This is a genomic window from Flavobacterium sp. (assembly GCF_040382755.1).
In the GTDB taxonomy this organism is placed as follows: Bacteria; Bacteroidota; Bacteroidia; order Flavobacteriales; family Flavobacteriaceae; genus Flavobacterium.
Genome location: NZ_JBEIET010000068.1, coordinates 1 through 10,723, shown reverse-complemented (window position 1 = coordinate 10,723; position 10,723 = coordinate 1). Strand labels below are relative to the sequence as shown.

13 protein-coding genes are annotated in these 10,723 nt (G+C 30.5%); 10 read left to right on the top strand and 3 right to left on the bottom strand.

Going from position 1 to position 10,723, the window contains the following annotated elements; genetic code table 11:
• On the top strand, positions 1-1,206 hold a 1,206-nt coding region (gene priA / locus ABWO04_RS07445), incomplete at its 5' end, for a replication restart helicase PriA (RefSeq protein ID WP_353078736.1).
• Here the strand turns inward: priA and ABWO04_RS07440 are convergent.
• Positions 1,203-1,901, bottom strand: coding sequence for a LytR/AlgR family response regulator transcription factor (locus ABWO04_RS07440; protein ID WP_353078734.1), 699 nt, complete (start codon positions 1,899-1,901; stop codon positions 1,203-1,205). The two genes, priA and ABWO04_RS07440, sit on opposite strands and share 4 nt — an antisense overlap.
• A gap of 203 nt (positions 1,902-2,104) precedes the next feature.
• Between ABWO04_RS07440 and rpsF the strand changes: the two genes are divergently transcribed.
• The 5 genes from rpsF (at position 2,105) to ligA (ending at position 5,805) form a co-directional block, all read left to right on the top strand.
• A complete protein-coding gene (gene rpsF, locus ABWO04_RS07435) occupies positions 2,105-2,446 on the top strand; it encodes a 30S ribosomal protein S6 (protein ID WP_353078732.1) in 342 nt (113 codons plus the stop codon).
• 2 nt (positions 2,447-2,448) lie between these two features.
• Positions 2,449-2,736 (top strand): 30S ribosomal protein S18, encoded by a 288-nt coding sequence (gene rpsR, locus ABWO04_RS07430; protein WP_091312528.1) that lies wholly within the window; start codon positions 2,449-2,451, stop codon positions 2,734-2,736.
• 61 nt (positions 2,737-2,797) lie between these two features.
• Positions 2,798-3,241, top strand: a complete 444-nt coding sequence (gene rplI, locus ABWO04_RS07425; protein WP_353078730.1) for a 50S ribosomal protein L9 — start codon at positions 2,798-2,800, stop codon at positions 3,239-3,241.
• A 94-nt stretch (positions 3,242-3,335) separates the two neighbouring features.
• Complete coding sequence (locus tag ABWO04_RS07420; RefSeq protein ID WP_353078728.1) at positions 3,336-3,812, top strand: DUF6495 family protein; 477 nt, start codon at positions 3,336-3,338, stop codon at positions 3,810-3,812.
• 1 nt (position 3,813) lies between these two features.
• Positions 3,814-5,805 carry an NAD-dependent DNA ligase LigA gene (gene ligA / locus ABWO04_RS07415; RefSeq protein ID WP_353078726.1) on the top strand — a complete coding sequence of 664 codons (1,992 nt, stop codon included), beginning with the start codon at positions 3,814-3,816 and terminating at the stop codon, positions 5,803-5,805.
• A 3-nt stretch (positions 5,806-5,808) separates the two neighbouring features.
• On the opposite strand, the gene ABWO04_RS07410 is transcribed toward ligA, so the two are convergent.
• Positions 5,809-6,726, bottom strand: a complete 918-nt coding sequence (locus ABWO04_RS07410) for a bifunctional metallophosphatase/5'-nucleotidase (RefSeq protein WP_353078724.1) — start codon at positions 6,724-6,726, stop codon at positions 5,809-5,811.
• A gap of 5 nt (positions 6,727-6,731) precedes the next feature.
• The gene (locus ABWO04_RS07405; RefSeq protein WP_353078722.1) at positions 6,732-7,493 is read right to left on the bottom strand and encodes a 5'-nucleotidase C-terminal domain-containing protein; all 762 of its coding nucleotides are present in this window, start codon (positions 7,491-7,493) and stop codon (positions 6,732-6,734) included.
• Between the two features lie 138 nt (positions 7,494-7,631).
• Between ABWO04_RS07405 and dapA the strand changes: the two genes are divergently transcribed.
• The 4 genes from dapA to coaBC all read left to right on the top strand — a co-directional run.
• Positions 7,632-8,510, top strand: a complete 879-nt coding sequence (gene dapA, locus ABWO04_RS07400; RefSeq protein ID WP_353078720.1) for a 4-hydroxy-tetrahydrodipicolinate synthase — start codon at positions 7,632-7,634, stop codon at positions 8,508-8,510.
• An 85-nt stretch (positions 8,511-8,595) separates the two neighbouring features.
• Positions 8,596-9,402: an outer membrane protein assembly factor BamD gene (locus ABWO04_RS07395; protein WP_353078718.1), complete on the top strand. Its 807-nt coding sequence runs from the start codon at positions 8,596-8,598 to the stop codon at positions 9,400-9,402.
• 8 nt (positions 9,403-9,410) lie between these two features.
• A complete protein-coding gene (locus tag ABWO04_RS07390; RefSeq protein WP_353078717.1) occupies positions 9,411-9,725 on the top strand; it encodes a DNA-directed RNA polymerase subunit omega in 315 nt (104 codons plus the stop codon).
• A 15-nt stretch (positions 9,726-9,740) separates the two neighbouring features.
• The coding region (gene coaBC / locus ABWO04_RS07385) for a bifunctional phosphopantothenoylcysteine decarboxylase/phosphopantothenate--cysteine ligase CoaBC (RefSeq protein ID WP_353078715.1) at positions 9,741-10,723 on the top strand (983 nt) is incomplete at its 3' end.

The following is a 10,723-nucleotide window of genomic DNA, read 5'->3' as shown; positions in this document are numbered from 1 at the left end:
GCGCCACGTTATCACGCCCGAGATGCGGCTATTGTTTTAGCAAAATTTCATAATGCGAAAGTTTTATTAGGAAGTGCTACGCCAAGTTTAGAATCGTATCATAATGCCAAAACCAATAAATATGGTTTAATTGAGTTGTTTGAACGATTTAATAATGTGGTGTTGCCAGAAATTCATTTGATTGATTTAAAAGATAAATATTTTCGCAAACGAATGGACGGTCATTTTTCCGATGAATTATTAGAAAGAATGCACGAAACATTAGCAAATAATGAGCAAATAATGTTGTTTCAAAATCGTAGAGGGTATTCGCCGTATATTGAATGCACCACTTGCGGTCACGTACCTCAATGTCCAAGTTGTGATGTGAGTTTAACCTATTACAAGTATAAAAATCATTTAAAATGTCATTATTGCGGACATAATATGGCGAAACCCACACATTGCCACCAATGTAATTCGTTAGATATTTCTGCGAAAGGTTTTGGTACGGAACAAGTAGAATTAGAATTGATAAAGCTATTTCCTGAGAAACGAATTGCCCGAATGGATCAAGACACCACTCGTGGAAAATTTGCTTTTGAAAAAATGATTGATGCTTTCAAAAATCAGGAAATTGATATTTTGGTTGGCACACAAATGTTAGCCAAAGGTTTAGATTTTGAAAACGTGACTTTAGTTGGAATTTTAAATGCAGATAATTTATTAAATCAGCCATATTATCGTGCTTATGAACGTGCGTATCAAATGATGGTGCAAGTAGCTGGGCGTTCGGGTAGAAAAGCTAAAAAGGGTAGTGTAGTGATTCAAACGTACAATCCAATGCATAATACAATTCAACAAGTAGTGAATAATAATTATACAGTGATGTTTAATGAGCAATTATACGAAAGACGCAATTTTCAATATCCGCCGTATTTCCGTTTGTTGCAAATAAAATTAAAACATCGTGATTACGAAAAACTTCGTGAAGGTGCTACTTGGTTGTATAACGTGTTAAAACAAAATGTAGCGGTACCTATATTAGGACCAGAAGAACCAGCAATTAATAGGATTCGAAATGAATATATTAGAACCATTCTTATTAAAATCCCAAATAATGCCAATCTTGTAAATACAAAAAAAATAATTAAAAAAGCATTGGTAAGTTTTGAAGCTACTTCACAATATCGAGCAATAAAAACAACAATTAATGTAGATTATTAATAATTTTCTAAAATAGCAATAATTTCTTCTTTTTTATTTCTGCTTAACGGAATTTTTTCTCCGTCTATTTCAACTTGTTTGCTATTAAATCGATCGACTTTATCTAAATTAATAATGTACGATTTATGAATTCTAAGAAAGTTTTCTTTTGGTAATTCAATTTCAAAAGATTTCATTGTAGATAATACTAAGTGGGTGTCTTCGTAGGTTACAACTTTAATGTAATCGCCAAAAGCTTCCACCCATTTTATATGTGAGGTATATACTTTTATTTTTTTAAGATTACTTTTAATAATAAGATGCGTTCCGTTTTCGTCATGAGTTTGGTCATGTTTTAAATGGTGCATTTCCATTGCTTTTTTTGCAGCAACTAAAAATCGTGCTTTTTTAATTGGCTTTTGTAAAAAATCTAATGCAGAATAATCAAATGCTTTAACTGCATAATCCGCTTTTGAAGTAATAAATACAATTAATGGCTTAACTTTTAAACCATCAATTAAATCAAAACCAGTAATATGAGGCATTTCTATATCTAAGAAAATTAAATCAACAGTATTATTTGTAATATAATTCTTTGCTTCTAATGCGTTTGAAAAATCCCCACCTAGTAGTAAGTTAGGATTTTCAGAAATTAACTTAGCAATAGTAATACGTTGAATAGAACTGTCATCAACAACAATAGTGTTTAATTTCATATGTTGGTATTTATTACATTTAAAATGATGTAATTATTTAAAACTAATTTTTGTAAAACTAAAAAAATATTTGATTAACAGCATAAAAATATATAAAAAAACAACAGAAAACTAATATTGATAAAAAATAAATACTTTTTTGATGAATTTGTAAATTAAATATAATTGTATATCTTTGCACCCAATTTAAAAAATACGTACAAATGAAAAATTACGAAACTGTTTTCATTTTGAATCCCGTTTTATCTGATGTTCAGGTAAAGGAAACAGTAAGCAAATTTGAAGATTTTCTTACTTCTAAGGGTGCCAAAATGGTATCAAAAGAGGATTGGGGCTTAAAAAAATTAGCCTATGAAATCCAACACAAAAAAAGTGGTTTTTACCATTTATTTGAGTACCAAGCTCCAGCTGAATTAATCATTTCTTTAGAAACTGAATTAAGAAGAGATGAGAGAATCATGAGATTCTTAACTGTTTCTTTAGACAAACATGCTATTTCTTGGGCAGAAAGAAGAAGAGAAAAATTAAAAACTAAAGCAAACTAATCATGTCAATAGCTAACAACGGTAAAAAAGAGGGAGATATCAGATATCTTACTCCTTTAAATATTGATACTAACAAACAAAAAAAATATTGTCGTTTTAAAAAATCAGGTATCAAGTATATCGATTATAAAGATGGTGACTTTTTATTAAAGTTTGTAAATGAGCAAGGTAAAATTTTACCAAGACGTTTAACTGGTACTTCTTTAAAATTTCAAAGAAAAGTTTCTGTGGCTGTTAAAAGAGCACGTCATTTAGCTTTAATGCCTTACGTGGCGGATTTATTAAAATAATATTAATCATTTGTTGTTCCGATAAAATCGGAACTAACTTATAAAAATAAAGGACAACAAAATGGAACTAATTTTAAAACAAGACGTTCAGAATTTAGGTTTTAAAGATGATGTAGTAACTGTAAAAAATGGTTACGGTCGTAATTTCTTAATTCCTCAAGGAGCAGCTATTTTAGCAACTTCTTCTGCTAAAAAAGTTTTAGCTGAAAATTTAAAACAAAAAGCACACAAGGAAGCTAAAGTTGTTGCAGACGCAAAAGCAACTGCAGAAGCACTTAAAGCTTTAGAGATAAAAATTACTGCAAAAGCAGGTGGTGAAAAATTATTCGGATCAATTACTAATGCAGATATAGCTCACGCTTTAGAAGCAAACGGACAAACTATTGATAGAAAATTTATTACTTCTGGTATTGTTAAAAGAACAGGTAAATACAATGCTACTATCCGTTTACACAGAGAAGTTATCATTGAATTAGCTTATGAAATTGTTGCTGAAAAAGCATAATTTTATTTATAATATTTCTTTAAAAAAAGCGTTGCAATTGCAACGCTTTTTTTATTTTTACGCAACTTTAAGTTTTGATACTAAATATTCGTAAATGAAATATACCCGATTAACAAAAGAACAATTAGAAGAACTTCATCCTGAGTTTATTACTTTTTTAGCCACGCAGACTATTGATAAAAAAGAATGGGATGAACTTAAAGACAATTCTCCAGAAATTGCTTTGCAAGAAATTGACGTGTTTTCTGATTTAATTTGGGATAAAGCCATAACTAATGTTCGTTTTGTAGATCATTTTTCAAAAAATCACATATTTCTTTTTAAATGTCACGATACTTTTTTAGAATCTATAATAGTAAATACTTCAGAAGTTTCCGTTGATTTCTTTACTACAGAAGGATTAGAATGGTTAGGGAATAATCTTTTTTCTGATGCAGTTACTATTCAAACAGGAAAAAAAGAAGTTGCCGAAAATCGTAATGAAGAAGTTTTTAAAATAATTGAAAACGGAGGAATAATTAGTAAAGGCGACTTGTATAGTAAACTAATTACATTAATCAATGTATCATAATATGACTGTTTTAGAAACTATTCAATCTTTAAGAGCGGAATTAAATTCGCATAATTACAATTATTATGTGTTAGATAATCCTACGATTTCTGATTTTGATTTTGATTCAAAATTAAAGCAATTACAAGATTTAGAAGCAGCCAATCCTTCTTTTTTCGATGAAAATTCACCAACGCAACGTGTCGGTGGAGCAGTTACAAAGAATTTTAATACTGTTGAACACGAATATAGAATGTATTCATTAGATAATTCCTATTCTAAAGAAGATTTATTAGATTGGCAAACAAGATGTCAGAAAATTTTAGGTGATGTTGATTTAGAATTTACTTGCGAATTAAAATATGACGGCGCATCCATAAGCATTACATATGAAAACGGAAAATTGGTTCGTGCCGTAACACGTGGTGATGGTTTTAAAGGTGATGACGTGACTCAAAACATCAAAACAATAAAATCTGTTCCGTTACAATTACACGCTGGTTTTCCTGAAAAATTTGATATTCGCGGTGAAATTATTTTACCATTTGCAGGTTTTGAAAAAATGAATCAAGACTTAATTGAAATTGGTGAAACACCTTATTCTAATCCAAGGAACACCGCTTCAGGAAGTTTAAAATTACAAGATAGTGCCGAAGTGGCAAAGCGCCCATTGGAATGTTTATTATACGGAATGATTGGTAATAATTTAGCAATTAAAACGCAATATGATAGTTTAGAATTGTCGAGAAAATTAGGATTTAAGGTGCCAACTCAGAGCAAATTAGCTAAAAATATTGACGAAGTTTTTGAATTTATTGAATTTTGGGATAAAAACAGACACAATTTACCCTACGAAACAGATGGAGTAGTTGTGAAAATAAACAACATTCATTTTCAAGAAGAATTAGGTTATACAGCAAAATCGCCTCGTTGGGCTATGGCGTATAAATTTAAAGCAGAGCAGGTGAGTACTGTCTTGCAATCTATTTCTTATCAAGTTGGTCGAACGGGAGCAATTACTCCTGTGGCAAATTTAGAACCTGTTCAATTAGCAGGAACAATCGTAAAACGTGCTTCCTTGCATAATGCAGATCAAATTTCTAAATTAGATATTCGTGTAAACGATGAAGTTTTTGTTGAAAAAGGAGGCGAAATTATTCCAAAAATAATTGGAGTTGCGAAAAGAGGAAATCAAGAAAATCCAACCATTTATATTTCAAATTGCCCAGAATGTGATACGAAATTGACAAGAAGTGAAGGAGAAGCGAATCATTATTGCCCAAATTTTTATGGATGTCCTCCTCAAATTATTGGAAGAATTCAGCATTTTATTACCAGAAAAGCAATGGATATTGATGGTTTAGGTGGTGAAACTGTCGCTTTATTATATAATGCTGGTTTGGTAAAAAATTATGCCGATTTATATGATTTGAAAAAAGAACAAATTGTGGTTTTGGAAAGAATGGCGGATAAATCTGCCGATAATCTAATTTCAGGAATTGAAAATTCAAAAGCAATTACATTTGATCGAGTTTTGTATGCATTAGGTATTCGATATGTGGGTGAAACAGTCGCTAAAAAATTAGCCAAACATTATAAAAACATTGATAACTTGGCTAAAGCTGATTTACTTGATTTAGTTACAGTAGATGAAATTGGAGAACGAATTGCACAAAGTGTGATGGATTTCTTCCAGAACTCAGATAACATAGCTATAATAAATAAACTAAAAACAGTAGGCATTCAGTTTGAATTAAATGAAATTTCAACAGCTGTTTCCAATATTTTAGAAGGAAAAATATTTGTTGTTTCTGGTGTTTTTGAAGTTTTCTCTCGCGACGATTTGAAAAAAGCCATCGAAGATTATGGCGGAAAAGTAGGAAGTTCTATTTCTGCGAAAACCAATTATGTTATCGCCGGAGCCAATATGGGACCTGCTAAATTAGAAAAAGCCAACCAATTAAAAATTGAAATTATTGACGAATACCAATTTCAAAAAATGATAAATGGTTAAGAATTAAATCACTACAATGTTTTTTTCTTTACTAATGTATTTGGTTTCGTCGCTAAAATAAAAATCAATTCGGCCTAAATTTATTCCGTAAGCACCAACTTGGTTAATAACTACTTGTTTACCCACTTTATTAGTTTTTATGACAGGTTTGTCTAAAAAGGTGTGTGTGTGCCCGCCAATAATTAAATCAATGTCTTGTGTGGCAGCGGCTAATTTAAGATCCGAAGGTTTGTCTTTTTCATTTTTGTAGTCAAATCCAAGATGCGACAAACAAATTATTAAATCGCATTTTTCAGTTTCTTTGAGTGTTTTGGTAATGTCTGTAGCAACTTCTATTGGGTTGTAGTATTTGGTTTCTTTATATAATTTTTTGTCCACTAAACCATCTAATTCAATACCTAAACCGAAAATACCAATTTTTATTCCGTCTTTTAAAAAGGTTTTGTAAGGTTTTACAATTCCGTTTAACTCGGTATTTTTAAAATCATAATTTGCGGAAACAAAGTCAAAATTAGCATTTGGTAATTGAGCGAAAAAGCCATCAATTCCATTGTCAAAATCGTGATTTCCTAATGTTGCCAAATCGTATTTCATCATACTCATTAGCTTAAATTCCAATTCGCCGCCATAATAATTAAAATAAGGCGTGCCTTGAAAAATGTCACCAGCATCTAATAATAATACATTTTCTTCTTCTTTTCTAATCTGTTCAATAATATTTGCACGTCTTGCCACACCTCCCATAGAAGGGTTTCTTGGATGATTTTCCGGGAATGGATCAATATGACTGTGCACATCATTGGTATGCAAGATGGTTATTTTTTTCTCTTTTATAGAAGAAAAACTTGACAATGAAAGCCCGCTAAGTGATAGTAATGCTGAAGTTGCAGCTGTATTTTTGATGAAATTTCTTCTTTTCATAGGAGTTATTCTTTAATGATTCTTTTAACGGTTGAAGCTTCAATAGTTTTGTATTTGTAGAAGTAATCAATCAATACGTTTCTCATTTTATAATTTAAATCAAAACTACCTTCATTTTTAAGAAAGAAAGTCATATTGTCGCCTCCGTTTGCTAAATAATCAGATGTTGCTACATAATAAATTGTGCTATTTTCGATGGCTTTATCATTAAAAAGAACCTTAGTAATAGTATTTTCTTTATCCAAAAATATTTTTAAACCATTGAGTGGATGTGGCTTTTTTTCTTTAATAATATGTTTTGCCATTGCAATAATTTCTTCGCCTTTAAGGGCTACAACAATTAAGCTGTTTTCAAAAGGCATCACTTCAAAGGCATTTCTTTTGCTGATATTTCCCTTTGGAATAATCGATCTAATACCGCCACTATTTAAAAGTACAATGTCAATTGGTTTGTTTTGTTGTTTTTTAAAAACAGGAGAAGCAAATTCCATACACGCATCTGCCATAAGATTTCCAATATTACTTTGCCATTCGCCTTTAGTTTTGTCTAAAGTTTCATTGGTAAAAGAAATTACACTATCTAAATCGGTATTTATATGCGCTCTGTAAGGTGAAATATAAGATTCAATAGTTTCATTTGAAGTGTATTTTGAACCGACTTCAATTTTTTTTCCTTCAATTTGATAATTGGTATATTTTTTCGTTTTACAAGAAACAGCTCCTAATAATGTTAAAGTTGTAACAAAAATTATGTAAAGAGGTTTCATATTTTTACTTTTGAATGTCATTTATTCGAATAGATTATTTTATTTTTGTACAAGATGTAAAGTTACAATGATTTATAAAATTATTCTGAATTTATTTCTGAATTATTAAAATATTTTAAAAAACTTAAAAAATATAATATGCAATCATTAATAGGTACAGGTGTAGCTTTGGTAACGCCTTTTAAAAAAGATTTTTCTGTTGATACAGAAGCGTTAACGAAAATTACAAATCACATAATTGAAGGCGGAGTAGAGTATTTAGTAATATTAGGAACTACTGCAGAAAGCGCAACATTAAATGCAGAAGAAAAAGAAGTCGTTATACAAACAATTGTTACTGCAAATAAAGGCAGAGTACCAATGGTTTTAGGAGTAGGAGGTAACAATACTGCAAAAGTGGTTGAGGAATTAAAGACAAGAGATTTGTCGCAGTTTGCAGCCATTTTGTCTGTTTCGCCTTATTATAATAAACCTACACAAGAAGGTATTTATCAACATTTTAAAGCCGTTTCTGAAGCATCACCAATCCCAATTATTGTTTATAATGTACCGGGAAGAACATCAAGTAATATGTTGCCTGCTACAGTGATACGATTAGCAAACGATTTTAAAAATATTATTGGAATTAAAGAAGCTGCTGGCGATATTGTGCAAGCAATGAAATTAATTCAAACCAAACCGGAAGGCTTTTTAGTTATTTCTGGTGATGATATGATTACATTGCCAATGGTTTTAGCTGGTGGAGCAGGAGTAATTTCTGTAATTGGAGAAGGTTTTCCAAAAGAATTCTCGGAAATGGTTCGATTGGGATTAAACAAAAAAGTAGATGAAGCGTATAAATTACATTACAAATTAGCCGATTCTTTTGATATGATTTTCGAACAAGGTAATCCTGCAGGTATCAAAGAAGTCTTTAAACACTTAGGTTTATCTGAAAACACGGTGCGTTTACCATTGGTAAATGTAGATGAAAATTTGTCTGTAAGATTAGCTAATTTTATTAAAAACTTAGGATAAAAATCTTTTTTGTAAAACGTAAAAATATATCTACCTTTGCAGTTGCTTTTTCAAACTGCGTAAAAGGCATAATGCAACATCAAATATGAACAAATTTATATATATACTTTTAGTAATACTTTCAATTTCATCTTGTAGTCCGTATCAAAAGGCTATGAAATCAGATGATGTGGAATTCAAAACAAAAGTATTTACTGAACAAATTGAAAAGAAAAAGTATTCTAAAGCCATCAGATTGTTTGAGCAATTTGCTTCTGCATTAAGAGCAAAACCTCAGGGTGAAGCTGCTTTTTATAATTATGCGAAAGCACTTTATAATACTAAACAATATATTTCTGCAGCATACGAGTTTGAAAGATATTCAAGTAGTTATCCATCTAGTTCATTGGCTGAAGAAGCTGCTTTTTATGGGGCAGAATGTTACAGTAAAGTATCACCGATATATAGTTTAGATCAAGTGGATACAGATAAAGCATTAAGTAAAATTCAGATTTTTGTAAATAAATATCCAAATTCTACTTTTTTACCAAGAGCAAATGAAATTGTAAAAGAATTGTCAGAAAAATTAGAATTAAAAGCATTTGAAATTGCAAAACAATACAATACAATTGGCGAATTTACAAGAGACTACAACGCTGCAATTATAGCTTTGGACAATTTCGTGTTTAATTTTCCAGGTTCAAAATATAAAGAAGATGCTTTATTTTATAAATATGATGCTATGTATAAATTAGCAACAAATAGTGTTCCTTCAAAAAAACAAGAAAGATTAAATTCAGCTAAAACGTATTACCAAAATTTAGTGAAATTTAAAGCAGATACCAAGTATTTACAACAATCAAATAAAATGCTTGAAACCGTAGAAAAAGAATTGAAACAATATACAAATTAATCATTATTATGGATTTAAAGAAAACAAATGCTCCAGTAAACACAGTAACTTACAACAAAAGTGTAATTGAAGAACCAACTGGAAATGTATATGAAGCAATTACTATAATAGCAAGAAGAGCTAATCAAATAAATTCTGAAATTAAAAAAGAATTATTAGATAAGCTTGACGAATTTGCTACTTATAATGATAGTTTAGAAGAAGTTTTCGAGAATAAAGAACAAATTGAAGTTTCTAAATATTACGAAAAATTACCTAAACCACACGCTTTAGCTGTTCAAGAATGGTTAGAAGATAAAATTTATCATAGAGATACTAAATAATTAAAACTTTAATTAATGTCTGTTTTAAAGGGTAAAAATGTTTTGCTGGGTATTTCTGGCGGAATTGCAGCTTATAAAACAGCCTCATTGGTTAGATTACTTATAAAAGCAGGTGCACATGTACAAGTTGTCATGACACCTGCTTCTGTTGATTTTGTTACACCCTTAACGTTATCAACACTTTCAAAAAATCCCGTATTTTCTACTTTTTATAATCAAGATGAAGAAAATGCAACTTGGAACAACCACGTAGAATTAGCACTTTGGGCCGATTTTATGCTTATAGCTCCAGCTACAGCGAATACACTTTCTAAAATGGCTTCAGGAGCTTGTGATAACTTGCTTTTAGCAACTTATTTATCTGCAAAATGCCCGGTATATTTTGCTCCAGCAATGGATTTAGATATGTATATTCATCCCACAACGAAAACGAATTTTGAAACTTTAAAAGGTTTTGGAAACACAATTATTCCTGCAGAAAGCGGTGAATTGGCCAGCGGATTAAGCGGTGAAGGAAGAATGGCCGAGCCAGAAAATATACTTCAATTTATTGAAAAAGATATTGAAAGTAAATTACCACTAAAAGGTAAAAAAGTTTTAGTAACCGCAGGTCCTACATATGAAGCAATAGATCCAGTTCGATTTATAGGTAATCATTCTACAGGAAAAATGGGATACGATATTGCGCTTACAGCGGCTAATTTAGGTGCAGAAGTGGTATTGGTTTCAGGTCCAACTCATATGCAATTGCAACATAGTTTAGTGACAATTATCAGAGTTACTTCAGCTGACGAAATGTTTACTGCTTGTCATCACTATTTTGAAAATACAGATGTCGTAATCGCAGCTGCGGCAGTTGCCGATTATAAACCAAAAAATATTGCTTCTCAAAAAATAAAAAAGGATGAAGCTACGTTTACTATAGAATTGGAAAAGAATAAAGATATTTTATTATCTTTAGGTCAAATTAAAAAGAATCAATTTTTAATTGGATTTGC

Bases quoted from the DNA above. Each gene is read 5' to 3' on its own strand.
- ABWO04_RS07405 (WP_353078722.1), bottom strand. From the start codon at position 7,493: ATGAAACCTCTTTACATAATTTTTGTTACAACTTTAACATTATTAGGA.
- ABWO04_RS07420 (WP_353078728.1), top strand. From the start codon at position 3,336: ATGAAATATACCCGATTAACAAAAGAACAATTAGAAGAACTTCATCCT.
- rpsF (WP_353078732.1), top strand. From the start codon at position 2,105: ATGAAAAATTACGAAACTGTTTTCATTTTGAATCCCGTTTTATCTGAT.
- ABWO04_RS07410 (WP_353078724.1), bottom strand. From the start codon at position 6,726: ATGAAAAGAAGAAATTTCATCAAAAATACAGCTGCAACTTCAGCATTA.
- ABWO04_RS07440 (WP_353078734.1), bottom strand. From the start codon at position 1,901: ATGAAATTAAACACTATTGTTGTTGATGACAGTTCTATTCAACGTATT.
- ligA (WP_353078726.1), top strand. From the start codon at position 3,814: ATGACTGTTTTAGAAACTATTCAATCTTTAAGAGCGGAATTAAATTCG.
- dapA (WP_353078720.1), top strand. From the start codon at position 7,632: ATGCAATCATTAATAGGTACAGGTGTAGCTTTGGTAACGCCTTTTAAA.
- rpsR (WP_091312528.1), top strand. From the start codon at position 2,449: ATGTCAATAGCTAACAACGGTAAAAAAGAGGGAGATATCAGATATCTT.
- ABWO04_RS07390 (WP_353078717.1), top strand. From the start codon at position 9,411: ATGGATTTAAAGAAAACAAATGCTCCAGTAAACACAGTAACTTACAAC.
- ABWO04_RS07395 (WP_353078718.1), top strand. From the start codon at position 8,596: ATGAACAAATTTATATATATACTTTTAGTAATACTTTCAATTTCATCT.
- rplI (WP_353078730.1), top strand. From the start codon at position 2,798: ATGGAACTAATTTTAAAACAAGACGTTCAGAATTTAGGTTTTAAAGAT.